Annotated in this window: 26 protein-coding genes; 15 read left to right on the forward strand and 11 right to left on the reverse strand. The window is 67.9% G+C overall.

Annotation, left to right across the window (positions count from 1 at the left end):
• The 3 genes from VNJ47_07695 to nuoN all read left to right on the forward strand — a co-directional run.
• Window positions 1–434 (forward strand): NADH-quinone oxidoreductase subunit L (locus VNJ47_07695; GenBank protein ID HXG28715.1); only part of this gene is annotated, 434 nt, incomplete at its 5' end.
• Window positions 431–1,969, forward strand: coding sequence for an NADH-quinone oxidoreductase subunit M (gene nuoM / locus VNJ47_07700; protein ID HXG28716.1), 1,539 nt, complete (start codon window positions 431–433; stop codon window positions 1,967–1,969). The genes VNJ47_07695 and nuoM, both read left to right, overlap by 4 nt.
• Window positions 1,966–3,423, forward strand: coding sequence for an NADH-quinone oxidoreductase subunit NuoN (nuoN, locus tag VNJ47_07705; GenBank protein ID HXG28717.1), 1,458 nt, complete (start codon window positions 1,966–1,968; stop codon window positions 3,421–3,423). Before nuoM ends, nuoN begins: the two co-directional genes overlap by 4 nt.
• A 69-nt stretch (window positions 3,424–3,492) precedes the next feature.
• Here the strand turns inward: nuoN and ubiD are convergent, their stop codons facing one another.
• The 10 genes from ubiD to dksA all read right to left on the reverse strand — a co-directional run bounded on the left by ubiD (window position 3,493) and on the right by dksA (window position 13,267).
• Window positions 3,493–4,956: a 4-hydroxy-3-polyprenylbenzoate decarboxylase gene (ubiD, locus tag VNJ47_07710; GenBank protein ID HXG28718.1), complete on the reverse strand. Its 1,464-nt coding sequence runs from the start codon at window positions 4,954–4,956 to the stop codon at window positions 3,493–3,495.
• A gap of 122 nt (window positions 4,957–5,078) precedes the next feature.
• On the reverse strand, window positions 5,079–6,461 hold the full coding sequence (gene creD / locus VNJ47_07715; protein ID HXG28719.1) for a cell envelope integrity protein CreD: 1,383 nt from the start codon (window positions 6,459–6,461) through the stop codon (window positions 5,079–5,081).
• Window positions 6,462–6,562: 101 nt separating this feature from the next.
• On the reverse strand, window positions 6,563–7,990 hold the full coding sequence (gene creC, locus VNJ47_07720; protein HXG28720.1) for a two-component system sensor histidine kinase CreC: 1,428 nt from the start codon (window positions 7,988–7,990) through the stop codon (window positions 6,563–6,565).
• On the reverse strand, window positions 7,987–8,691 hold the full coding sequence (gene creB, locus VNJ47_07725; protein ID HXG28721.1) for a two-component system response regulator CreB: 705 nt from the start codon (window positions 8,689–8,691) through the stop codon (window positions 7,987–7,989). The genes creC and creB overlap by 4 nt, the downstream gene beginning before the upstream one ends.
• A gap of 222 nt (window positions 8,692–8,913) precedes the next feature.
• On the reverse strand, window positions 8,914–9,669 hold the full coding sequence (locus tag VNJ47_07730) for a metal ABC transporter permease (protein ID HXG28722.1): 756 nt from the start codon (window positions 9,667–9,669) through the stop codon (window positions 8,914–8,916).
• Window positions 9,666–10,574 carry a zinc ABC transporter substrate-binding protein gene (locus VNJ47_07735; protein HXG28723.1) on the reverse strand — a complete coding sequence of 303 codons (909 nt, stop codon included), beginning with the start codon at window positions 10,572–10,574 and terminating at the stop codon, window positions 9,666–9,668. Before VNJ47_07735 ends, VNJ47_07730 begins: the two co-directional genes overlap by 4 nt.
• A 7-nt stretch (window positions 10,575–10,581) precedes the next feature.
• Complete coding sequence (locus VNJ47_07740; protein HXG28724.1) at window positions 10,582–11,994, reverse strand: hypothetical protein; 1,413 nt, start codon at window positions 11,992–11,994, stop codon at window positions 10,582–10,584.
• A gap of 68 nt (window positions 11,995–12,062) precedes the next feature.
• Window positions 12,063–12,344, reverse strand: a complete 282-nt coding sequence (locus VNJ47_07745; GenBank protein ID HXG28725.1) for a hypothetical protein — start codon at window positions 12,342–12,344, stop codon at window positions 12,063–12,065.
• Between the two features lie 9 nt (window positions 12,345–12,353).
• Window positions 12,354–12,767 carry a MerC domain-containing protein gene (locus VNJ47_07750; GenBank protein ID HXG28726.1) on the reverse strand — a complete coding sequence of 138 codons (414 nt, stop codon included), beginning with the start codon at window positions 12,765–12,767 and terminating at the stop codon, window positions 12,354–12,356.
• 62 nt (window positions 12,768–12,829) lie between these two features.
• Window positions 12,830–13,267 carry an RNA polymerase-binding protein DksA gene (dksA, locus tag VNJ47_07755; GenBank protein ID HXG28727.1) on the reverse strand — a complete coding sequence of 146 codons (438 nt, stop codon included), beginning with the start codon at window positions 13,265–13,267 and terminating at the stop codon, window positions 12,830–12,832.
• A gap of 124 nt (window positions 13,268–13,391) precedes the next feature.
• On the opposite strand from dksA, the gene VNJ47_07760 reads away from it, so the two are divergent.
• Entirely contained in the window at window positions 13,392–14,186 is a 795-nt protein-coding gene (locus tag VNJ47_07760; GenBank protein ID HXG28728.1) for a hypothetical protein, read from the forward strand.
• A 7-nt stretch (window positions 14,187–14,193) separates the two neighbouring features.
• Here the strand turns inward: VNJ47_07760 and VNJ47_07765 are convergent, their stop codons facing one another.
• A complete protein-coding gene (locus tag VNJ47_07765; GenBank protein HXG28729.1) occupies window positions 14,194–14,682 on the reverse strand; it encodes a Fur family transcriptional regulator in 489 nt (162 codons plus the stop codon).
• A 62-nt stretch (window positions 14,683–14,744) separates the two neighbouring features.
• Here VNJ47_07765 and VNJ47_07770 point away from each other — a divergent pair, with 62 nt between their 5' ends.
• The 11 genes from VNJ47_07770 to VNJ47_07820 all read left to right on the forward strand — a co-directional run.
• The gene (locus tag VNJ47_07770) at window positions 14,745–15,383 is read left to right on the forward strand and encodes an ATP-binding cassette domain-containing protein (protein HXG28730.1); all 639 of its coding nucleotides are present in this window, start codon (window positions 14,745–14,747) and stop codon (window positions 15,381–15,383) included.
• Window positions 15,380–16,603 carry an ABC transporter permease gene (locus VNJ47_07775; protein ID HXG28731.1) on the forward strand — a complete coding sequence of 408 codons (1,224 nt, stop codon included), beginning with the start codon at window positions 15,380–15,382 and terminating at the stop codon, window positions 16,601–16,603. The genes VNJ47_07770 and VNJ47_07775 overlap by 4 nt, the downstream gene beginning before the upstream one ends.
• Window position 16,604: 1 nt before the next feature.
• The gene (locus VNJ47_07780; GenBank protein ID HXG28732.1) at window positions 16,605–17,387 is read left to right on the forward strand and encodes a DUF3299 domain-containing protein; all 783 of its coding nucleotides are present in this window, start codon (window positions 16,605–16,607) and stop codon (window positions 17,385–17,387) included.
• A gap of 48 nt (window positions 17,388–17,435) precedes the next feature.
• Entirely contained in the window at window positions 17,436–18,269 is an 834-nt protein-coding gene (gene dapF / locus VNJ47_07785) for a diaminopimelate epimerase (GenBank protein HXG28733.1), read from the forward strand.
• Window positions 18,266–19,000 carry a DUF484 family protein gene (locus VNJ47_07790; GenBank protein ID HXG28734.1) on the forward strand — a complete coding sequence of 245 codons (735 nt, stop codon included), beginning with the start codon at window positions 18,266–18,268 and terminating at the stop codon, window positions 18,998–19,000. The genes dapF and VNJ47_07790 overlap by 4 nt, the downstream gene beginning before the upstream one ends.
• A 4-nt stretch (window positions 19,001–19,004) precedes the next feature.
• Window positions 19,005–19,952 carry a tyrosine recombinase XerC gene (gene xerC, locus VNJ47_07795; GenBank protein ID HXG28735.1) on the forward strand — a complete coding sequence of 316 codons (948 nt, stop codon included), beginning with the start codon at window positions 19,005–19,007 and terminating at the stop codon, window positions 19,950–19,952.
• Window positions 19,953–20,161: 209 nt separating this feature from the next.
• A complete protein-coding gene (gene hslV / locus VNJ47_07800; protein HXG28736.1) occupies window positions 20,162–20,698 on the forward strand; it encodes an ATP-dependent protease subunit HslV in 537 nt (178 codons plus the stop codon).
• A gap of 106 nt (window positions 20,699–20,804) precedes the next feature.
• Window positions 20,805–22,172: an ATP-dependent protease ATPase subunit HslU gene (gene hslU / locus VNJ47_07805; GenBank protein ID HXG28737.1), complete on the forward strand. Its 1,368-nt coding sequence runs from the start codon at window positions 20,805–20,807 to the stop codon at window positions 22,170–22,172.
• A gap of 89 nt (window positions 22,173–22,261) precedes the next feature.
• Window positions 22,262–22,717, forward strand: coding sequence for a DUF971 domain-containing protein (locus VNJ47_07810; GenBank protein ID HXG28738.1), 456 nt, complete (start codon window positions 22,262–22,264; stop codon window positions 22,715–22,717).
• Window positions 22,718–22,720: 3 nt separating this feature from the next.
• Complete coding sequence (ubiE, locus tag VNJ47_07815; protein HXG28739.1) at window positions 22,721–23,473, forward strand: bifunctional demethylmenaquinone methyltransferase/2-methoxy-6-polyprenyl-1,4-benzoquinol methylase UbiE; 753 nt, start codon at window positions 22,721–22,723, stop codon at window positions 23,471–23,473.
• Window positions 23,473–23,987, forward strand: a 515-nt coding sequence (locus VNJ47_07820) for an SCP2 sterol-binding domain-containing protein (GenBank protein ID HXG28740.1), incomplete at its 3' end; no start/stop codon positions are given. The genes ubiE and VNJ47_07820, both read left to right, overlap by 1 nt.

Here is a 23,987-nt window from a genome sequence, read left to right on the forward strand (position 1 = left end):
GCTTCATTGCGCTGCCGCTCGAGGGAGTGCTGCCGCGCCTGATCGCGGCCGGCGGGCACGAGAAGCACCTGCTGGAGATCGCCTCGATCGTGCTCGCCGTCGGCGGCATCGCCATCGCCTGGCTGCTGTTCCTGCGCAGCCCGCAGCTGGCGTCGTCGCTGACCGATTTCAGCCTGGGCCTGGCGCTGCGTCGCTACTGGCAGGCGGCCTGGGGTTTCGACTGGCTGTATGAGCGGCTGTTCCTGCGGCCCTACCTGTGGCTGGTGCAGGTCAACCGCCGCGACGAGGTGGATACGGCGTACACCGGCATCGCGCACGCCAACCGCCTGGCCTGGCAGGCGCTGAGCCGCACCCAGACCGGGCAGATCCGCTGGTACGCGGCCGGCATCGCGGCCGGCACGATCGTCATTGTCGCCATGGCGGTGTGGCTATGATCCTCGAAGGCTGGATTCTGGTCGCCATGGTTCTGATCCCCTTCATCGGGGGCATCGTTTCGTGGTGGTCGGAGCGCTGGAGCCTCACGCTGCCGCGCTGGATCTCGATGGCCAGCATGACCACGGTGTTCCTGATGGGCTGCTGGCTGTGGCTCACGCTGGACTTCTCGCGGCCCGCGGCCAACGGGCTGCCAGCCTGGGCGCTGGAATTCCGCGTGCCCTGGATCCCACGCTTCGGCGTCAGCCTGCACCTGGGCCTGGACGGCCTGAGCCTGCTCATGGTGCTGCTGACCGGCCTGCTCGGCGTGATGGCGGTGGCCTGCTCCTGGCGCGAGATCCAGCGCTACGTGGGCTTTTTCCACCTGATGCTCTTGTGGAACCTGTCCGGCGTGATCGGCGTGTTCCTGGCGCTGGACCTGCTGCTGTTCTTCTTCTTCTGGGAAGTCATGCTGGTGCCGATGTACTTCCTGATCGCGCTGTGGGGCCACCGCGGTGCGGGCGGCCGCGGGCGCATCTACGCGGCGACCAAGTTCTTCATCTTTACCCAGGCCTCGGGCCTGCTGATGCTGCTGGCCATCCTGGCGCTGGCGTTCGTCCACCACGGCAACACCGGCGTGTGGACCTTCGGCTACATGGACCTGCTGCAGGCCGAGTACGGCCAGACCGCCGGCTACCTGCTGATGCTGGGCTTCTTCATCGCCTTCGTGGTCAAGCTGCCGGCGGTGCCCTTCCATCCCTGGCTGCCGGATGCGCACTCACAGGCGCCGACCGCCGGCAGCGTGGACCTGGCCGGTGTGCTGCTCAAGACCGGCGCCTACGGGCTGCTGCGCTTCGCCATTCCGCTGTTCCCCGAGGCCTCGGCGCATTTCGCGCCGGTCGCGATGTGGCTGGGCGTGATCGGCATCATTTACGGCGCGGTACTGGCCTACGCGCAGACCGACATCAAGCGCCTGGTCGCCTACACCAGCGTCAGCCACATGGGCTTCGTGCTGGTCGGCGCCTATGCCGGCAATGAGCAGGCACTGCAGGGCGTGGTGATGCAGATGCTGGCGCATGGCGTTTCCACCGGCGCGCTGTTCATCCTGTGCGGCGAGGTGTATGAGCGCATCCACACCCGCGAGCTCGGCCAGATGGGTGGCCTGTGGCAGCGTGTGCCGCAGCTGGCGGCGGTGGCGCTGTTCTTCGCCATCGCCTCGCTCGGCCTGCCGGGACTGGGCAACTTCGTCGGCGAGATCCTGGTCCTGATCGGCAGCTTCCGCGTCGACCAGGCGGCGGCGATTGTGGCCGCCAGCGGCCTGATCCTGGCCGCGGCCTATGCGCTGCTGATCGTGCAGCGCGCCTTCCACGGCACGCCGCGCGAGACCGAGCCGCTGGAAGACCTGACCAAACGCGAATTCCTGCTGCTGATGGTGCTGGTGGTGATCCTGGTCTGGCTGGGTCTGTATCCGCAGCCGGTGTTTGAGGTGTCCGAGGCGCCGATGCGTTACATCGGCAGCATGCTGCAGCAGGGTGCCGCGGCGGGGGTGCTGCCATGAACCTGACGCCGCAGGCCCTGATCGCGCTGCTGCCCATCATCCTGATGGCCGCCACCACCGTGGTGGTGATGCTGGCCATCGCCTGGCAGCGCAATCACCGGCTGGCCGCCTTCCTGACCGCGGCCGGCCAGCTGGCGGCGCTGCTGTCGCTGGCGCCGGTGCTGAACATCGCGCCGCAGCCGGTCACCGCGATGCTGGTGATGGACAGCTACGCGGTGTTCTACATAGGCCTGATGCTGGCCTCGGGCCTGGCCGGCACCTTCCTGTTCTACGGCTACATCGACAAGTTCCAGGGCAACCGCGAAGAACTCTATCTGCTGCTGCTGATGGCGACGCTGGGCGCCATGGTGCTGGTGGCCAGCAACGACTTCGCCTCGCTGTTCCTCGGCCTGGAACTGATGACGCTGTCGCTGTTCGGTATGGTCGGCTACCCGGTGCGCGAGCGGCGTGCCCTGGAAGCGGCGATCAAGTACCTGACGCTGTCGGCGGTGGCCTCGGCCGTGCTGCTGTTCGGCATCGCGTTGGTGTACGCCGAGCTCGGCACGCTGGAGCTGCCCAAGCTCGCCAGCCTGCTGCCGGACCCGCAGGGGCCGCGCAACCTCATGCTGCTGGCCGGCGGTGCCATGATCATGGTCGGCATCGGCTTCAAGCTGTCGCTGGTGCCCTTCCACCTGTGGACGCCGGACGTGTACGAGGGCGCGCCGGCGCCCGTTACCGGCTTCCTCGCCACCGTGTCCAAGGGCGCGGTGCTGGCGCTGGCGCTGCGCTACTTCATCACTTCTGGCGTCGGCGTTTACGACTCACTGGTCATGGGCCTGTCGCTGACCGCGCTGCTCTCGATCCTGGTCGGCAACTGGCTGGCGCTGATGCAGCAGAACGTCAAGCGCATCCTGGCCTATTCCTCGATCGCGCACTTCGGCTACGTGCTGGTCGGCATGATTGCCGCCGGCCCGTTCGGGGTGGAGTCGGTGAGCATCTACCTGGTGACCTACTTCGTGACCACGCTCGGTGCCTTCGGCGTGGTGGGGCTGCTGTCCACGCCGATGGGCGACCGCGACGCCGACCAGCTGTGGGACTACCGCGGGCTGTTCTGGCGGCGGCCGTTCCTGACTGGCGCGTTCACGGTGATCCTGCTGTCGCTGGCCGGCATCCCGTTCACAGCCGGCTTCATCGGCAAGTTCTATATCGTCGCCGCGGGCGTGGGCGAGGAGCTGTGGCTGCTGCTGGCGGCAGTGGTGCTGGGCAGCGCCATCGGCCTGTTCTATTACCTGCGTGTCATGGTGACGCTGTACCTGCCGTCCACCACCACGCGTAACCTGCGCCTGCAGCTGTCCTGGCCGCAGCGGATCATGGGCCTGGCGATGATCGTACTCACCCTCATGCTGGTGTTCATGGGAACCTATCCGGAGCCGCTGATCGCCGTCACGCGCACGATGATGGCGCCGCTAAATTAACATGCGCTTCGCGCAGGAATACGGTCGCGTCCGCGATCGTACCCACAATAAGCAAAGGCAAAGAGTGGGCTAGATCCCCAGCGATCCCCACAGCTCGTCCACGCGCTTCTTGACCGCCGGGTCCATGGCGATCGGCCGGCCCCATTCACGGCTCGTCTCGCCCGGCCACTTGTTGGTCGCGTCGAAGCCGATCTTGGAGCCCAGGCCCGAGACGGGCGAGGCGAAGTCCAGGTAGTCGATCGGCGTGTTCTCGATGAGCACGGTGTCGCGCGCCGGGTCCATGCGCGTGGTGATGGCCCAGATCACGTCCTTCCAGTCGCGCACGTTGACGTCGTCGTCGGTGACGATCACGAACTTGGTGTACATGAACTGGCGCAGGAAGCTCCAGACCCCGAACATGACGCGTTTCGCGTGGCCGGGGTACTGCTTCTTCATGCTGACGCAGGCCAGGCGGTAGGAGCAGCCCTCCGGCGGCAGGTAGAAGTCGCTGATCTCCGGAAACTGTTTCTGCAGGATCGGCACGAACACCTCGTTCAGCGCCACGCCGAGCACCGCGGGTTCGTCCGGCGGCCGGCCGGTGTAGGTGGAGTGGTAAATGGGGGCTTCGCGGTGCGTGATGCGCTCCACCGTGAACACCGGGAATTTCTCGACCTCGTTGTAATAGCCGGTGTGGTCGCCGAACGGGCCCTCGTCGGCCATCTCGCCCGGGTGGATCACGCCCTCGAGCACGAACTCTGCACTGGCTGGCACTTGTAAGTCCGAGCCGAGACATTTGACCACCTCGGCCTTGGCGCCGCGCAAGAGGCCCGCGAAGGCGTACTCCGAAAGCGTGTCCGGCACCGGCGTCACCGCGCCCAGAATCGTGGCCGGGTCGGCGCCCAGCGCCACGGCGACGGGGAAGGGCTTGCCCGGATATGCCTGCTGCCACTCGCGGAAGTCGAGCGCGCCGCCGCGCTGCGCCAGCCAGCGCATGATCAGCTTGTTCTTGCCGATCACCTGCATGCGGTAGATGCCGAGATTCTGCCGCTCCTTGTGCGGGCCGCGGGTGACCACCAGGCCCCAGGTGATCAAGGGGCCCGCATCCGCCGGCCAGCAGGTCTGGACCGGCAGCTGCGACAGGTCCACCTCCGCGCCCTCGATGCGATGCTTCTGGCAGGGCGCCTTGCTCACCACCTCCGCCGGCATGTTCAGCACCTGCTTGAACAACGGCCATTTATCGATCAGGTCGCGAAAGCCCTTGGGCGGCTCCGGCTCCTTGAGGAAGGCCAGCAGCCGGCCGACGTCGCGCAGCGCCTCGACCGACTCCTGCCCCATGCCCAGCGCCACGCGCCGCGGGGTGCCGAACAGGTTGCCGAGCACCGGCACCGTATGGCCCTTCGGCTTCTCGAACAGCAGTGCCGGCCCGCCCGCGCGCAGCACGCGGTCGCAGATCTCGGTCATCTCCAGCCGCGGATCCACCTCGGCGGCAATCCGCTTGAGCTCGCCCAGCTGCTCGAGTTGGGCAATGAAGTCGCGCAGGTCGCGGTATTTCATGTTCAGAACCGGAAGGCGTGTGGAAGCTGCCATGCTAGCAACAAGACACGCTTCAGCGTAGAAGCGGCCGACCGGCATCGGCTTTTTGGGGCCGGCTGCCGGTCGGCCTGGCGATCACGGGTTCAATGGGCCGGGGCAGAATGCTCCGGACGATATGCCGTGTCTTGTCGGTAGGCTGTGTACCAGTCGATCTTGCGTGTCAGGTACATCACCATGGCCAGCGCAGCGAACAAGCCAATGGCGCCAGCCAGCAGCGCATAGTCTTCCAGCTGCAGCAGCACATACAGGTAACCATAGAGCAGGGCCAGAACGGAGCCGATCACGGACGCGCGCAGGGCTGACCTCAGGACCGACAGGCAGTAAGCCGTCACCAGGCCGATGACCGCACTGCTGGCGATGAGATAGGCCAGGAGCAGCCCCAGATGCTCGGCCAGCGAGAGCTGCAGCAGATAGAACAGGCACATCGCGCTGCCGACCAGTAAGTACTGGACAGGATGCACGCGCAGCCGGGCCAGCAGCTCGAACATCCATAGCGTGGCAAATACCAGCCCGATGACCATGAGCTCGTACTTCACGATGCGGTGGGTGACGCTATGGCTGTCCACCGGTGACATGAAATAGACGCCAAAGTGGGAATCCTGGATCTGCTCCGTGTAGGGCTCCAGTGTCGGCATGTGCTGGGGATAATTGCGGCCCAGGTGCGAGACAGACCAGATCGCGGTGAAGCCGTCCTCTGCGATGCTGTGCTCCCTGGGCAGCCAGCTACCCTGGAAGCTGGGATGCGGCCAGTCCGAGCGCAGACTGACCTCCGTATGCTCCGCAAAGGGTGCGAAGCTCAGCCTGTTGCTGCCGTTGAAATGGATCGGAATCTCGAAGCTGTACGAGTCCGCGTTCAGATGAGAACGGATATCGGCATGCACGCCCGCGCCCAGCCGTGAGCCGCCGCCTTCCGCCCCCGGCATGAAGCTGAGCGTGTCCTTGTTCCACCGCAGCGGCAGCGAGCCGGACAACGCGCGTGGATCGCTGAGGTGCAGGACCAGGTTGGCCCGCTCCAGCAGGATTTCCCTGGCCTTGGTCGGGCAGCCGTCGAGCGCTACGCGGTTGAAGCGCCCCTTGAGCAGCAGGTCCGATTCGTACACGGGTATCTCGAATATCCCGCGGCGCCTGATGCTGCTGCGCACAGTCCCATCGATGGTGAGGTCCTTCGGCAGCAAGCTTGCGGTCACCTGCTGCTCCCGTGCCACGGCCTTGCCGTTTGGGGCGGTTTCGGCCCATTTGCAGCGATAGCCCAGCGCAAGATAGGGGCCGACCAGTGTCTGTTCCTTGCCCCATTTCCCGGCGATATCGGCTGCGGCGGCGGCGCGGCTGGTGGACCGCTCATGGATAACCCCGCTGATCTTCATGATCGGTATCTGCAGCAGCAGAATCAGCAGGCCGATCAGAACGATCCGGCTGAATGGCGCATTCCAGTCGAGCCTGCTCTGCGTGGTATTCCCGGTGCTCATGACATAACCCCCTGGTTGTTGGATGTACGGGGGTTATCCTGCGGAAGGCGTATGTGCGGAGTTTGAGGTTTCGATGGCCTTGTGTGAAAAGCGTGTGAAGTTCAGCCGGCAGGCAGGCGCAGCCGGACTTCGGCGCCGCCCGCCGGATGGTTGTGGATCGCCACAGACCCCCGATGCAACTCGGCGACCTCGCGCACGAAACTCAGGCCCAGTCCGGTGCCCTTGCCGCGCCCATGCGGTTTAGGCAGGGAGTAGAACCGTTCAAACACCCGTGCCAGCGCGTAGTCCGGGATGCCCGGACCGTGATCGCGCAGCTGCAGCTCGATCGTGTCATGGTCCTTCTTCACGTTGATTTCGATGCTGGCAGGTGCAGGCGAGAAATCAAGCGCATTCTGCAGGAGGTTGGAAATGGCCTGGCGCAGCAGGAAGGGTTCCCCCTTCACGCGGCAGCCCGCATCGGCACGGAATTCCGCTGTTACGCCCTGGCTGCGCAGCGAGGGCTGAAGACTGTCAATCACGCTCCGGGTCAGCGCTGCGAGGTCGATGGTTTCCACCTGGTCGAGCGATTGGCGCTTTTCCACACTGGCCTGCGCCAGGAGGCGCTCGACCAGGTCCTGCATCCGTCTGACTTCGCCACGGATATTGGACAGGAAGCGCTGTCGTTCCGCAGGCGGCAGCTCTTCTTCGAGAAGTTCGGCCGCGCCGCGAATCGCGGCCAGCGGGCTCTTGAGTTCGTGTGTCAGCACTTGGACGTAGCGCTCGATCGTATTCTTGCCCTCGAGCGCTACCCGCATTTCTTCCATCGCGCGACCGGTAAGGCCTATTTCGCTGTACCCGAGTTCGGGGAGCGATACGCGCTGACCAGCCCTCACGGCTTGTGCGTACTCACGGAGCTTCTCGAGTGGGCGGGTCACCCAAAGGGTCAGCACCAGGCCCAGGAGCAAGGCGAAACCGGCCGCCGCGAATCCGCCGATCAGCACCTTCTGGCGGGCGGCGCGCACGAACTGATCGATATTACGCTTGGGTTTGCCGACGCTGACGACACCCAGCGTTCGACCCTCGACGAGGATCGGCGCCGCCACATAGACCACGGCATTGACGGGGTCCAGGGGGTCATCCCGCGTGGACCGCGCGCCATACTCGCCCTTGAGGGCGCGCATGACGTCGTTCCACCGCGAGTAGTCGCGGCCCTCGTCGCGCCCGCGGTCGGAGTCAAAGATGACGATCCCGCGCTCGTCGGTGACATAAACGCGCATGTCCACCCGGTCGCGCTCCAGGGCATAGATCCGGGCCAGAAAACGCCGTGCGTAGGCACGCTGGAAGGCGGCGTGCAATCGCTGCCGGCCGGATACGCTGCGCACGTCCTCGGCCAGTAATTCCGCGAGGATGTGCGCCGAGTCCACCAGAGGCTCTTCCAGCGACTCCAGATAACGAGGGCGCAGGTCGTCACGGATCCAGTAGACCAGCGCCACGAAGCTGGCCGCGACCACACCGGCAAAGACCAGGAATATCCGCGTGCGCAGGCTCACGCGTTCTCGTCCAGCGAGTAGCCGACACCTCGGTGTGTCCGGATCGGATCGCGTGCCGGGTCCACGGCCTGCAGTTTGGCGCGCAGGGTCTTGATGTGCGTGTCCACCGTGCGATCCAGGCGATGCTCCGGATGGTCCCAGGCCAGTTGCAGAAGCTGTTCTCGCGTGTAAACCCGTCCGGGATGAGCGATCAAGGTCTTGAGGAGGCGGTATTCGTAGCGGGTCAGCTGCAGCGGTGTCCCGCAGTAGTGAATGCTCAGCCGAGACTCATCTACCGTGAAGAGCGACAGTGACGGGGCTTGCTCCCGCGCAGTCATCGCGCCGCCCGGATTGCGCCGCAGGATGGCGCGTACCCGGGCGGTGAGCTCGCGTGGGCTGAAAGGCTTGACGACATAGTCGTCGGCGCCCAGCTCCAGCCCAACCACGCGATCGACCTCCTCGGCACGCGCGGTGAGGAACAGCACCGGCGTCTGGCGCTGTCGCCGGATCTGGCGACAGACATCGAAGCCGCTGGCATCGGGCAGCCCCACGTCCAGAATGATCAGTGCCGGCTCGCACCGATCCAGGGCGTGCAGGCCGTCGGCGGCCGTGGCCTGCCACTCCGGATCGAAGCCTTCCGTCCGGAGTGCATAGACCACGGTGTCTGCAATCGCAGACTCGTCCTCGATGAGCAGGATCCGCGGCCGTTCACCTGTTTGCATACTGGGCAAGAGTATCGCGGCACCCGACCTCGAGAAAGCCCGGTCCGGTTCAGAGTGGATTCAGGCCGGGCTGGCTAGGGTAGGAGGATGCGCACGGGGGACGCGAGCGCATCATCGGAGGCCGTCATGTCGCCGACCACGAAGAAGTTTCTGCTCTACACGGTCTTGTTCGTGCTGGCGTTCGGCTCGGGCTTCGTGCTCGGCTAGCTGCGCCGCGCGCGATCACCGCCGCAGGCTGCGGGCCACGGCCGCGAGCAGCGCCAGCACCGCCAGCGTGCAGACGATCATCGGCCCCGCCGGCAGGTCGAGCGGCACCGACAGCCACAACCCCAGCGCATAGCCGACGGCACCGAGGCCCCAGCCGACGATCAGCCCGCGCCGTTCCGGCAGGCCGCTGCTGGCCAGCGCCGGCAGGATCAGCGAGGCGAATACCAGGAACACGCCGACCAGCTGCACCGAGGCCATCACGGTGATGGCGAACAGGAAGTAGAAAATCCAGCCGCGCCGCTGCCCGCCGAGGAACCAGGCTGCCAGCACGAAGGCGGAGAGCGCAGCCACCGGCCACACCTGCGGCAGGTTCACCCACAGGATCTGCCCCGCGAGCAGTTCGGCCAGATGTTCGTGGCCGTGCGGGTTGTGCGCCAGCAGCAGGATGGCGGCACAGGCAGCCACGACGTAAAGACTGCCGATCAATGCCTCCTGAAGCTGCGGCCAGCGCTGCTCGGTCCAGGCCAAAAGGCCCGCGGCCAGCAGGGCCGCAATGCCGGCCGCGACCTGCACCTTCCAGCCCTGTTCGCCGCTGAACTCCAGCATCTCCGCCAGGATCACGCCGACGGCGGCCACCTGCGCCACCGTGAGGTCGATGAAGATGATGCCGCGCCGCAAGACCTCGCGGCCCAGCGCAACATGCGTGGCGATGACCACCAGGCCGGCCAGCAGCGGCGCGCCGAGAATCGCCCAGTCGAACGCGAGATTCATGGGCCCGCTGCAGCCAGCAGACGGTTGAGCGTAACCTCGAACAGCCCGAACAAATCCTCCGTGCCCTCGACGCCGCCGACCGTGAATGGCAGCTCGATGACCGGCAGACCGGTTCGCTGCGCCAGCCACTGGGCGGGCTTGTGATCCTGATAGGACGCGACCAGGATCATCGAGGCGGGCTGGGTCTTGAGTCCTTCCAGCACCGATGACAGATGGGCTGCGGTCGGTGGAATGCCAGGCTTGGGTTCCAGCGTTGCAACCTGGATCATGCCCAGCCAGCGATTGAGGTAAGACCAGTCCTTGTGCGTGCTGACCAGGCGCAGGCCGCGCAGCGGTTGCGCCTTGCGCTCCCATTCGGCGATCGCGTTCTGCCAGCGGGCTGCGAAGGCAGCGTGCCGCTGGCGGTAGTCGGCGGCATGCGCCGGGTCCAGTTTTGCCAGGCGCTCGGCCAGCGCGGCGGCCACCGGCGTGATGTTGCGCGGATCGGTCTGGATATGCGGATTGCCGAAGGGGTGCACGTCGCCTTGTGCACGGTCGAGCACCTCCGGCACCTCGATCATGCTGACGTAGCGGCTGGCTTCGAGGAAGCCGTCCGACCCCGGCAACGCGCGCGGGTTGTTGGCCTTCTCCACCAGTGCCGGCAGCCAGCCGATCTCCAGGTCCGCGCCGGTACAGACCACGAGGTCCGCCTGCCGGTATTTGGCGATCAGGCTGGGCCGCGCCTGGATCTTATGCACGTCTTGCAGCGCTGTGGTGGCCGAATACGCCTCGACCCGCGTGCCGCCGAGCTCACTAGCCAGCGCGGCCCATTCCGGCTCGCAGGCAAAGATCTTGAGCGCCGCGGCGGCGGGTTGCGCCGCCGCGGTGATCAGGCCTGCCATCAGGAGCAATATGGATTTACGCATCTGGGCCTCAGAACTGGTGCGCGGGGTGCGCGCCGAGGCTGTAGATGTACTGCAGCAGCCACTGGTCGTCGGTCTCGCCGCCCGGCCGCGACTCGTCGCGGTTGTACTGCAGGCGGATGCGGCTGAACTCGCTGCCCGACCAGTCCAGCATCGCGCTCCAGCGCTCGGGGTCGGTGCCCGTGTCGGCCAGGTTGTCGAGTGCGGTATCGAGGCCCGGCGCGCCCGGCACGTCATTGTCGGCCTTGAGCCGGTCATAGCGCAGGCCCGCGCGCCAGCGCGGCATGAACTGATAGGCGCCCTGCAGGTAGAAACCCTTCTGGCGTCCGTCATAGGCCGAAGCAAACGTGGGATCGACCACACCATCGCCGTCGAAGTCGCCGCCTTCGGGGTTGAACACCACGTCGCCATCCTCGTCGCGCACGTAATACTCGGCCTGGAACACGAAGTTGTTGATGGCCGGATTGCCGTCCGGCGCCCATTTGTAGACGAAATCGACACCGGTGGTGTCGCTGTCGCCGGTGAAGACCGTGGACACGCCGGTTTCCTCGTCCTCGACCGCGCGCTCGTCGGCATCGGCATTGATCCGGGAGATGCCGAGCCGGTAGGAACTGCTGTCGCTGAGATCGCCGCCGATGCGGGCGAAGGCCACTGCGGTATTCACGCCGCTGCGGTCCTCGCCGCCAGACGGGAAGCCGGCGCCGCGCAGGGCCTCGGCGCCCAGCTCGACGAACAGGTCCGTCGGCGCCACCCAGCGCAGCTGGATGCCGTCGTCCTTGAGCTGGTTGGCGAAGAAAGCGCGGTATACCAGCGGCTGGTCCACGAAGTCCCAGGCGTGGCTGTGCACGCGGTTGAGGTAGCCGAAGTCGGAGAAGAAGCGCCCGAACTTCACGCCCAGGCCATGGGGCAGGGCCAGCGTGTTCAGATAAGCCTCTTCCAGCTCGACCTTGGTTTCGCCGTCTTCGTTCTCCAGCGCGATGGTGGCCCAGCCGCGGAACTTGTCGTCCACGTTGGCTTCGATCGCCAGCTCGGTTTCGGCCAGCGAGAAGCCGTCCGGCCGCAGCTCGGTTTCCGGCCCGAGCAGGAAGCCAGGCACCAGGGGCTCGTCATCGCTGCTGAAATCGGCGTAGGTGCCCTGCAGGATCAGGCTGATGTTGGGGTTGAAGTTGCGCGGCGCGCCCTTGCGCGCGACCGGGTCCTTCGGGCCGGTGTCGGTCGTGGCCGGCGCGGCGCGATCGGGCGCGGCGGGTTTTTTCTCGGCGGCGTCGAGCCGCTGCTCCAGCGCTTTGATGCGCTGTTCGTACTGCTCGCGCAGCTGCTGCATCTCCTCGCGGATCTGCCGGGTCTCGCGGTCCTCGGCGGCGTGGGCGGCCAGGCTCAGACCGGCCAGCAGGCCGGCACTCATCAGAGCGGTCTTGTTCACGGTCGGCTCCCTCTGCAAAAACGGAAGAAGGGACGCTGCCGGGTGGCGGCATCCCCGATACAACGTTTTCAGAGCGAGGCCGGCGGGCCGCGAATGGGGGCGAGCGGGAGCGGATTACTGACAGGGGCTGTACAGCTGGAGCGCTCGTGCGCATGGCTGCAGGGTATTTCCAGGATCCGGCTGCCGGCGGTTTGCGGCAGGTAGCCGTGGCCATGGCTGGCGACGCATTCCTCGCAGGCCACGGGTTTGGCGCTCTGCAATTCATGCTGGGTGGCGTGCAGCACGGCGGCCCACTGGCCCAAGACCAGCGCGAGCACGAACGCCAGCAGAATACGGCGGCGATACAGCATGGCCGGATTCTAGCACGCGGCCGGATGGCCGCTTTCCTCGCAGCGGCGGCTGCGGCAGCGGCGGAAATTGCGCCAGTGGGCGTAGGCCAGGGTCAAGCCGCCGAGCAGCGTGAGCCCGCGTTCGCCGGTATCCGACAGCCAGGTGTCCGCTGCGATCCCAGCCAGCAGTAGCAACAGCAGGCCCGCCGCCCCCGCGGCACCGACCAGTCCGTCGCGGTGCTGGCGGCAACCCCAGCACAAGGCGAGGCTGCTGGTGGGCAGGATCAAGCCCAGCAGCCAGCGGTGAAACGATTCCGCCGCCAGCCATGTGCCGCTGATGATCGGCAGCAGGGTCAGTGCGACTGGCAGCAGCAGGCAGTGCAGCATGCACAGCCCGGACAGCAGCATGGCGCCGCCGTCCAACACGGCCGGCGGCGGCTTCATGCCTGCGCCTCGGAAGCTGGACAGGACGGCGACGGGCAGTCTGCGGTCGGGGTTGGCGGTGTTCATCGGGTATTGCGGAAGCGGGCTTCCCGCTGTTCGTTGTAGTCCTTGATGTCGGCGCAGACCGTGGCGGTGGGGCGTGCCAGCAGGCGCGGGATGCCGATCGGCTCGCCGGTGATTTCGCAATAGCCGTAGTCGCCACGCTCGATGCGGCGCAGGGCTTGGTCGATCTTGCGCAGCAGCTGTGCCTCGCGTTCGCGCAGGCGCAGGTCGAGCCAGCGTTCTTCCTCCTGCGCAGCCCGGTCGGCCGGATCGGCCGTGACCTCGCGCGCGGCCAGCCGCGCCCGCACCGCCCGCTCGCGTTCCAGCACCTCGCGCCGCTGTTCCAGCAGCCGCGCGCGGAAGAAGGCCAGCTGGCGCGGGCTCATGTAGTCGGAGTCGGGCGCCGCCAGCAGCGCGTCGGCGCTGGGCGGAACCGGTTCGGCGCGGCGGGTTTTCATGTGCGATCGGGACACAACCAGTGGGCGGAGCGGGCTTGCGGTGCCTGCGCCAAATCATTTATGTTATAACATAACATAATCAAACGGACCCGCGCCACTGCGCGTGGCACAGGGGGGCGCTGCAGTGACGGAGCCGGGTTGGCTATACGGGGCGGTACTGATCTTCACGCTGGGCCTGCGCCACGGCCTGGATCCGGACCACATCGCCGTGATCGACGGCCTGGTCTACCGTCAGGCGCGGCTGCGTCCGCGGCTGGCGCCCTGGGTCGGGACGCTGTTTGCACTCGGCCATGGCCTGGCGGTGACGGCCGTGGCGGTGACCGTTGCCTGGCTCACCGACCTCGGCCCCTGGCGCGCACTGGACCGGCCCGTATTCGAGCTGCTGCCGATCGGCCTGCTGCTCGTGCTGGGCACGCTGAATCTGCTGGCCCTGCTGCGTACGCAGCACTATCAGCCGCTGGGCTGGAAGACGCGGCTCATGCCGCAGCGCTGGCGGCAGGCCGCGCATCCCGCCGGCATCGTCGGCACCGGCATGGTATTCGCGCTGGTCTTCGATACCGTCACCCAGGTCGCGGCCTGGGGCACGGTGGCGGCGCTGCAGGCCGGACCGCTGAGCGCCTTGGTCATCGGGCTGGTGTTCACCGCGGGCATGATGATCACGGATACCCTCGACAGCCGTCTGCTGGCCCGTCTGCTGCGGGCCAGCGGGGCGGAACGTCAGCGCAGACGCTACCGGCGCGCGGTCGGCTGGCTGATGGTGGTACTGTCCTATGGATTTGCCGGCTACGCGCTGGCGCGTCTGCTGTGGCCGCGTCTCGAGCTGAGCGATGCCGGCGAGACGCTGGCCGGCATCCTCTGCGCTCTGCTGGTGCTGCTGGCCGGTTTCGGTCTGGATCGGGGGCGCCTGCGTGCGTCGTGAGGCGCCGTCAGCGCGCCGGCTGCGTGGCGCAGCGCGCGCACAGGCCGCTGATCTCCACCACCTGGCGCTCGACCTTGAAGCCCGACCGCGCCGCGGCCTGGCCGAGCATCCGGCCGATGCGGTCGGTCGCCAGCTCCGCGACGTTCTCGCAGCGGCGGCAGATCAGGAACTGGCCGCGATGCGGCTGCCGCGGCGCGGCGCAGCCGACGAAGGCGTTGAGCGATTCGATGCGGTGGATGAGCCCGGCCTGCGCCAGAAACTCGAGCGCGCGATACACCGTGGGCGGCGCCGCGCCGGCGCGCTCGCGCTGCAGCTGTTCCAGCAGGTCATAGGCCTTGACCGCGCTGTGGCCGCGCCAGATCAGTTCCAGCACGCGGCGGCGCAGCGGTGTCAGGCGCAGCCCGCGCGCTGCGCAGGCGTGTTCGGCCTCGGCGAGCGCCTGCTGCAGGCAGGCGCGATGGTCGTGGGCGGCAGCTGCCGGAACCTTTCTGGGCATGGCGGGGTCTCAGGTCGCGTTTGTTATTTTGTAACATATCCGGACCGCGTCATCACCCTGCCATGATCACGGTCAATGCCCTGCAATGCGCCTACGGCCGGCGCATCGTCCTGACCCTGCCGGACTGGCGCGTGGCCGCCGGCGAACATTGGCTGCTGCTCGGCCCTTCCGGCAGCGGCAAGAGCAGCCTGCTGCACGTCCTGGCCGGCCTGCTGCAGCCAGCGGCCGGCGAGGTGCAGGTGGCGGGGGAGGCGCCTTACCGGCTGCGGCCGGCGGCGCGCGACCGCTGGCGCGCGCGCCACATCGGCTTCATGCCGCAGCGCCCGCATCTGATCGCGGCCCTGAATCTCGCACAGAACCTGCGCCTGGCCCAGCGTCTGGCCCGCCAGCCGCAGGACGAGGCACGCATCGCCCAGGTACTGGCGACACTCGGACTGGCGACGCTGGCCAATCGCTATCCGCATCAGCTGAGCGAGGGCGAGCGTCAGCGCGCGGCGCTGGCACGCGCCGTGCTGAACCGGCCGCGGCTGCTGCTGGCCGATGAACCGACCGCGAGCCTGGACGACGTGCAGGCGGCGCGGGCGCTGGCCTTGCTGCGTGAGCAGGCGCAAGGCTGCGGCGCCACGCTGGTGATCGCCACACACGACCGCCGCGTGCGCAACGCGGTACCGCTGCGGCTGGAACTCGGGGCCGCGGCATGAGTGCGCTGGCGCTGAGCCTGGCCTATCTGCGCGCGCAGCCGCTGGTCAGCCTGTTGACGGTGCTGCTGCTCGCGGCCGGCGTCGCCACGCTGACGCTATTGCTGCTGGCGGGACAGCAGCTGCACTCGCGCCTGCTGCGCGACGCCCAAGGCTGGGATCTGGTGGTGGGCGCCAAAGGCAGCCCGCTGCAGCTGGTGCTCGCCGCCGTTTATCACCTGGACGCCCCGACCGGCAACATCCCGCTCGACGCGGCCGAGGCCTGGGCCAGGCACCCGCTGGTGGCCGACGCCATCCCGCTGGCGTTGGGCGACAGTTACCGGGGATTTCGCATCGTCGGCACCCGGCCGGAGTATGCGGCCCATTACCAGGCGCGATTGGCACAGGGCCGCGGATGGCGGCAGCCGATGGAAGCCGTGCTTGGCGCGACGGTGGCGCAGCGCAGCGGCCTTGGCGTCGGTGACACGCTGGTCGGCGCCCATGGCCTGACTGCGACCGGGGCCGATCACGCCCATGCACCCTACCGTGTGGTGGGGGTGTTCGCGCCAACGCACAGCGTGATCGACCGGCTGGTGCTGACCGGCGTCGAGAGTGTCTGGCAGCTGCACGCGCCGGCCACGGCAGCGACGCAGGACGCGCACGCTCAGCATGCACATGCCGAGGCGCACGAATCGTCAGCCTCGCGCGAAATCACCGCGCTGCTGCTGCGTTACAAGACACCGCGGGCGGCGGCGACGCTGCCGCGCCAGATCAACGCCGCGAGCGCGCTGCAGGCGGCCTCGCCCGCGGTCGAGGTGACCCGACTGTTCCGGCTGCTGGGATTGGGTTTCGACGTGCTGCGCGGTTTCGCCGTGCTGCTGCTGGTCGGGGCGCTGCTGGGCCTGTTCATGGCCCTCAGTCAGGCCCTGGCCCAGCGTCGCTATGATCTGGCGCTGCTGCGCACCCTCGGCGCCTCGCCCGGCTGGCTGTTCGGCCAGATCTGCCTGCAGGCGCTGCTGCTGGCAGCGGCCGGCTGGGTGCTGGGCATCGGTCTGGGCCATGCGGCCGCCGAGTGGGTGGGCCGGCAGCTGTCGGCCGGTCAACTGGCGCTGACCGGCCTGCTGTGGGCGCCGGGCGAGTCGGTGCTGGCGCTCTGCGTGATGGTGACTGCGCTGGCGGCAGCCCTGCCGCCGGCCTGGCGCGCCTATCGCACCGACATCGCCGCCGTTCTGGCGCGGGGCTGAGATGATACGCCGCCTGTGTCTGGTGCTGACCCTGGTCTTCGCGGCGCCGGCCGCCGCCGAGAAACCCGTGCTGCAGGTGTTCGGGGAGAACATGGACAGCGCCTCGCCGGTGCCGCGGGTCCAGGCGTTCCGCGGCGATCTGGTGTATCTCGTGGCCAGTCTGGAGGACGCGGCCGGCCAGCCGCTGGCACAGCGGGCGCTGCGCGTCGGCTCCAGCATCGGCAACCCCATCCTGCAGGCCGAACTGAAAACCGACGACGAGGGTTACGCGCGCTTCACCGTGCTGGCGGAGAAGCCCGGACTCGACCGGATCACGGTCCGCGGCGAGCGCGTGCAGGCTGTGGTCGAAATCCAGGTGGCCGGGACCACGGCCTTCCGGGATCCACGCCTGGCGAAAATGCTGGGCGGGATGCCCGATCTGAAGGACGTGATTCCGTGGGAGCGCTTTCTCGTCGCCCGCTTCGAGCTGGCGCCGGACGGCGCCTCCGGCCGGGCCGAGTTTCCGCCCGAACTGAGACGCCTGGACGGCCAGAACATACGTCTGGCCGGCTTCATGATCCCTCTGGACCCCGAGGAACGGCAGCGGCGCTTCATGCTGTCCGCCAGCCCGCCCAACTGCTACTTCCATCTGCCCGGCGGGCCGGCCACGCTGGTGGAGGTGGAAAGCCAGAAAGGCATCCCGTTCCGCGACGAGGTGCTGGTGCTCAGCGGGCGCCTGCGGCTGCTGACGAACAGCGGCACCGGGGTGTTCTTCAGGCTGGAACAGGCGGCCGCCGACCGTTGACCGGATCGCGGGTTTCGCCGCCCAGGCGCGCAGGCTATGCTTGCGCGCATGCTGCGCAAGTTCACCAAGATGCACGGGCTCGGCAACGACTTCGTGCTGTTCGACGCCACCCGCGAGCCGCTTTCGCTGACCGCGGCGCAGGCGCGTTTCGTCGCCGACCGCCATTTCGGCATCGGCTGCGACCAGATCCTGCTGGTCGAGCCGCCGCCGGCGCCGGACGTGGACTTCTTCTACCGCATCCTCAACAGCGACGGCTCGGAGTCCGCCCAGTGCGGCAACGGCGCACGCTGCTTCCTGCACTTCGTGCGCGAGCAGGGCCTGACCGCCAAGTCGAACATCCGGGTGCGCACGATCAAGGGCATCTACGAGATGCAGCTGCTGCCGGACGGCCAGGTGCGGGTCAACATGGGCGTGCCGGAGTTCGAGCCGGCGCGCATCCCGATCGCGGCCGAGACGCGCGCCGACACCTACCGCCTGATGCTGGACGAGGGCCATGAGGTCGAGTTTGCCGCGCTCAGCATGGGCAACCCGCATGCGGTGCTGCGCGTGGACGATGCGGCGCGCGCGCCGGTGGCCGCGCTCGGGCCGCTGCTCGAGCCGCACCCGTTCTTTCCCGAGCGCGTGAACGTCGGCTTCCTGCAGGTGCTCGACCGCGGCCACGGCGTGCTGCGCGTGTACGAGCGCGGTGCCGGCGAGACGCTGGCCTGCGGCAGCGGCGCCTGCGCGGCGATGGCGGCGGGCCGCCGGCTGGGCTGGTTTGATGACACGGTCGAGCTGCGTCTGCCCGGTGGTACACTGCGGTTGGAGTGGGCAGGCGAAGGTCAGCCGCTGTACATGACCGGCCCGGCCCAGAAGGTGTTCGAGGGGGAGGTCGAACTATGAGTTCGAAGCGGGTGCGGGATGCGGATGCCGAGCCGGCAACGCCGGCCCTGGACCAGGAGCAGGTTGCGGGCTGGTTGTCCGCGCACCCGGATTTCTTCGAGCGCCATCCCGAGGTGCTGGAGGCGCTGAACCTGCACCATCGTGTCGGCGGCAAGGCGGTGTCGCTGATCGAACACCAGGTGCAGCGCCTGCGCGAGCGCAACCGGCAGCTGCAGGGCCGGCTCAAGGCGCTGCTCGACACCGCCCGCGAGAACGAATCGCGTGTGCTGCACCTGCAGGATCTGGCTCGCGCGCTGATCGTGGCGCGCAACCTGACCGACGTGTTCAAGGCGCTGGATGCCGGTCTGCGCCGCGATTTTTCCGTGGATGCCGTATTCCTGGGGTTGAAGCGCGATGCCCCGCGCGAGAGCGGACTGCCCGGCTTGCATTACCTGACCGCGGACGATGCGGTGGTCGGCGCGTTCCGGGACTTCTTCCGCCAGCCACGGCCGGTCTGTGGTCCGCTGTCCGAGCGCCAGCTGAGCCTGCTGTTTCCGGGCGAGGCCGAGCTGCTGAAGTCGGCGGCGGTGATGCCGCTGGGCAAGCCGGTCATGCTCGGGATGCTGGTGGTGGCCAGCCGCGAACCCAAGCGTTTCCGCCCCGACATCGGCACACTGTTCCTGGAACTGATCGCCGATCTCGTCGCCGCCGCCGCGCTGGTGCATCTCGGGCAGGAACCCGCGCAGGGCTGAGTGCATGGTGGCGCGAGGTGAGCGCGAAGCCGGTCCGGACGAAACCGCGCTCGCGCAAGCGCTCGCCGCCTTTCTCCGGCACGTACGCAGCGAGCGGCAGCTCTCGTCGCATACGCATGCGGCCTACGCACGCGACTTGAATGCGCTGCTGGCCTACTGCCGGGCGACGGGCATCGGCCAGTGGCGCGAGCTCGACACCCACCACGTGCGCGCCTTCGTCGCGCAATGCCATCGGCGCGGGCTGTCGCCCGCCAGCCTGCAGCGCCTGCTGTCCGCGATCCGGGCCTTCTATCGCTACCTGCTGCGCGAGGGCCAGGCCGGCCGTGACCCGGCCGCCGACGTGCGCGGCCCGAAGCGGCGGCGCCCGCTGCCCAAGGCGCTGGACGCGGACCAGGTCGCCCGCCTGCTCGACGGCCCGGAAGGCGCGGACGAGCCCTGGGCCATCCGCGACCAGGCCATGATGGAGCTGTTCTATTCCTCCGGCCTGCGCCTGTCCGAGCTGGTCGGGCTGGATGCCGCCGACGTGGCGCCAGGCAGCGGCGAGCTGCGCGTGCTGGGCAAGGGCGCCAAGACGCGCATCGTGCCGGTGGGGCGCAAGGCGGACACCGCCCTGCAGGCCTGGCTCAAGGACCGCGCGCGCTGGGCGGCGAACGACGAGAAGGCGCTGTTCGTCGCCGGCAACGGCCGGCGCATCAGCGCTCGCCAGGTGCAGCTGCGGCTGCAGCATTGGGCCATCAAGCGCGGCGTCAACACCGCGCTGCACCCGCACATGCTGCGGCATTCCTTCGCCACGCACCTGCTGGAATCCAGCGGCGACCTGCGCGCGGTGCAGGAACTGCTCGGCCACGCCAACATCAGCACCACACAGATCTATACCCATCTCGACTTCCAGCGCCTGGCCAAGGTCTACGACGAGGCGCATCCGCGTGCACGCAGGAAAGCCAAGGCCTGATCCGGCCCACCGCACGGCGACAGGCACGGCCCGGGTGTCGGGCTTTTCGGAGCGTACGGCGACAGGGATATCATCGCCCGGGCCCGTCATGGGCGGCGCTTTTCTGCAGCCTGTCAGACTGGGTCAGGGGTTGAGTTGGCGTTTTCCGGCCCCATATAGGCGGTTGGCGGCATAAAATCTCGTCCCAAGCCCCGCCGGCAGGACCCTGCATGGAACAGTTCCGAGGTACCACCATCCTCTGCGTGCGCCGCGACGGCCGTACGGCGGTCGCCGGTGACGGCCAGGTGTCGATGGGCAACACCACCGTCAAGGGCAACGCGAAGAAGGTCAAGCGCATCTACGACGGCAAGGTGATTGCCGGCTTCGCCGGCGGCACGGCCGATGCCTTCACCCTGTTCGAGCGCTTCGAAGGCAAGCTGCAGACCCATGGCGGCAACCTGCTGCGCGCCGCCGTCGAGATGGCCAAGGACTGGCGCACCGACCGCTTCCTGCGCCGGCTGGAGGCACTGTTGATCGTGGCCGACAAGGACCACGCGCTGATGATCTCCGGCAACGGCGATGTGATGGAGCCGGAGCATGACGTGATCGCCATCGGCTCGGGCGGCCCCTTCGCCCATGCGGCGGCGCGCGCCCTGCTGGAGAACACCTCGCTGTCGGCGCAGGAGATCGCCGAAAAGGCGCTCAACATCGCCGCCGACATCTGTGTCTATACCAATCACAACCTGACCGTGGAAGTGCTGCCATGACACGGCGTCACGAGCGATTTTCTGCGAGTGTAGGTGCGGGACTGGCAGCGGGAGCGCCGACACCGCCACACGCACGAGTCCCCATCGACCGCACGGAGGCACAGCCGTGACCGAACCCGCCGAGAAGATCGGCCCGCCGCCGGCCACGCCGATGATGACGCCGCGCGAGATCGTGCAGGAGCTGGACAAGCACATCGTCGGGCAGCAGGAGGCCAAGCGCGCGGTCGCCATCGCGCTGCGCAACCGCTGGCGCCGGCAGCAGCTCGACGACACCCTGCGCGCCGAGATCAAGCCCAAAAACATCCTCATGATCGGCCCGACCGGCGTCGGCAAGACCGAGATCGCGCGCCGCCTGGCCAACCTGGCCAACGCGCCGTTCCTGAAAGTCGAGGCGACCAAGTTCACCGAGGTGGGCTATGTCGGGCGCGACGTCGAATCCATCGTCAAGGACCTGCTGGATGCCGCGGTCAAGCAGACCCGCGAGCAGGAGCTGAAGAAGGTGCGCACGCGCGCCGAGGACGCCGCCGAGGAGCGCATCCTCGATGTGCTGCTGCCACGCCCGCGCATCCCTGACGACCTGCAGAAGCAGAGCGAGCAGGACGCCACGCGCCAGGTGTTCCGCAAGCGTCTGCGCGAGGGCAAGCTCGACGACAAGGAGATAGAGATCGACCTGCGTGCGCCGCAGCTCGGCGTCGAAATCATGGCGCCGCCGGGTATGGAGGAGATGACCAGCCAGCTGCAGAGCCTGTTCCAGAACATGGGCGCAGGCCGCACCAAGCGGCGCAAGATGACGGTCAAGCAAGCGTACAAGCTGTTGGCCGACGAGGAGGCCGCCAAGCTGGTGGACGAGGAGCTGATCAAGTCGCGCGCGCTGCAGAACGTGGAGCAGAACGGCATCGTGTTCATCGACGAGATCGACAAGGTCTGCCGGCGCGGCGAGGTGGTCGGTGCCGATGTATCGCGCGAGGGTGTGCAGCGCGACCTTCTGCCGCTGATCGAAGGCTGCACCGTGAGCACCAAGTACGGCATGGTGCGCACGGACCACATCCTGTTCATCGCTTCCGGCGCGTTCAGCTTCGCCAAGCCTTCCGACCTGATCCCGGAACTGCAGGGCCGCTTGCCGATCCGTGTCGAGCTGGCGGCGCTGGGGGTGGACGATTTCGTGCGCATCCTGACCGAGCCCGACTGCTCGCTGACCGAGCAGTACGCGGCGCTGCTGCGCACCGAAGGCGTCGAATTGAAGTTCACCGAGGACGGTGTCCGGCGGCTGGCCGAGGTGGCGTTCCGCGTCAACGAACGCACCGAGAACATCGGCGCGCGTCGGCTGCACACGGTCATGGAACGGCTGGTGGAGGAGATTTCCTTCGAGGCGCCCGACCGCAACGGCCAGACGCTGACCGTGGATGCCGCCTATGTGGACCAGCGACTCGCCAGCCTCGCCCAGGACGAAGACCTGAGCCGCTATATTTTGTGAATGCACTGCCCGCAGTGCCCCTGCCCGCGTGCGGGAGAGCATGCCCCGCAGGGGCGGGAGACGGCCCTGTGCCGCACGGAGCGCCAGCGTTGAGCCGCCTGCCGGACGGGAATGGCGGCATAATGCTCGGTATGACGGCCAGCGCGACACCCAGCACAGTCCCCACCGAACTCAAGCTGCACCGCGCCTCGCGGGTGCTGGAAGTGGTATTCGACGACGGCAGCCGCTACCGGCTGCCCTGCGAGTATCTGCGGGTGTTCTCGCCGTCGGCCGAGGTGCGCGGGCACGGCGGCGGCGAGCCGCAGCTGGTGCCTGGCAAGCAGAACGTCAGCATCACCCGCATCGAGCCGGTCGGGCACTATGCCGTCCGATTGCATTTCAGTGACGGCCATAAGACCGGCCTGTACACCTGGCCGGTGCTGCGCGAGTTGGGCGAGAACCAGGCCGCCCACTGGGCGCGTTATCTGGAGCGCATGGCGCAGGCCGGCCTGAGCCGCGATCCCGACGTCGTGCGCCCGCTGTCTGCATTGTTGCGGAAGAACTGAAGCATGAACACGAAAGACAAGATCACCGACTTCGGCTTCCAGAAGGTGCCCTGGGGCGAGAAGCAGAAGCGCGTCGGTGCCGTGTTCGACTCCGTCGCCGGCCGCTACGACCTGATGAACGACCTCATGTCCTTCGGCATCCACCGACTGTGGAAGAAATTCACAGTCGAGCTGGCGGCCGTGCGTGCCGGCGAGCGGGTGCTGGACCTGGCCGGTGGTACCGGCGACCTCAGCGCGGCCCTGGCGGCGCGCGTGGGCGCGGGCGGGCGTGTGGTGTGCTCGGACATCAATGCCGCGATGCTGGGCGTCGGCCGCCAGCGGCTCACCGATCGTGGTGTGGTCGGTAACGTGGACTACGTGCAGGCCAATGCCGAGAAGCTGCCCTTCGCTGACCACAGCTTCGACTGCGTCACGATCGGTTTTGGCCTGCGCAACGTCACCGACAAGGCGGCGGCGCTGGCCTCCATGTACCGGGTGCTGCGGCCGGGCGGGCGGCTGCTGGTGCTGGAATTCTCCAAGCCGCGCCTGCCCGGCCTGTCGCAGCTCTACGACCAGTATTCCTTCCACGTGCTGCCGCTGATGGGCCGGGTGGTCGCCCACAATGCCGACAGCTACCGCTACCTGGCCGAGTCCATCCGCATGCACCCGGACCAGGAGACGCTCAAGCAGATGATGGAACAGGCCGGCTACGCCCGCTGCCAGTTCTATAACCTGACCGGCGGGATCGTCGCGGTGCACCGCGGCTACAAGCTCTGATGGACCTGCCCTATCCCATGCTCGGCGCGCTGGAGATCGCGCTCAACCGCTACCTGGCGCTCGATGCCGAGGCGCTGCGCGGCTGCGCGGCGCTCGACGGCCGGCTGATCGCGCTGCATCTGCGCGAGTTCGGGCTCAGCGCCTGGCTGCAGCCCGGCCCGCAGGGCGTGCAGGTGCTGCCGAGCGCCGATCGCCCGGCCGACGTGACCCTGTCCGGCAGCCTGCCGGCCTTCGCGCGCCTGCTGTGGCCGCAGACCGAACAGGCCGAACTGCTGCTCTCGGGCGCGGTCGAGATCGACGGCGACGGCGAGCTGGCGCAGCAGTTCGCCAATATCCTGCGGCGCGTGAACTTCGACTTCGAGGAACTGCTCGCCGCGTCGCTCGGCGGCGTGGCGGCGCACGGCGTCAACCGTTTCCTGCGCGGCGCCTTCGGCTTTGGCCGGCGCACGGCGGAGGTGCTCGGACGCGACACGGTCGAGTACCTGCGTGAGGAGACCCGCGACTTGGTGCACCG

Source organism: Nevskiales bacterium (assembly GCA_035574475.1).
Classification (GTDB): Bacteria; Pseudomonadota; Gammaproteobacteria; order Nevskiales; family DATLYR01; genus DATLYR01.